The organism is Desulfothermus okinawensis JCM 13304 (assembly GCF_054654515.1).
Genome location: NZ_BAAIEW010000117.1, coordinates 1 through 202, shown reverse-complemented (window position 1 = coordinate 202; position 202 = coordinate 1). Strand labels below are relative to the sequence as shown.

The following is a 202-nucleotide window of genomic DNA, read 5'->3' as shown; positions in this document are numbered from 1 at the left end:
AACAGATTCTGTATTAGAAAAGGCTAAGGAATGGCAAAATAGGCCCTTAGAGTCTATTTATGCGATAGTATTTTTAGATGCTATATTTTTAAAAGCCAGGGTAGATGGGACAGTTAAAAATACTGCTGTATATGCAATGTTAGGGATAACTTTAGAGGGAAAAAAAGAGTGCCTGGGGATATGGATTTTAGAGACAGAATCG

Annotated in this window: 1 protein-coding gene; it reads left to right on the top strand. The window is 35.6% G+C overall.

The window, feature by feature from the left end; translation table 11 throughout:
* Positions 1–202: transposase (locus ACYQ0O_RS13285; protein WP_459893839.1), on the top strand; the 202-nt coding region annotated here is incomplete at both ends.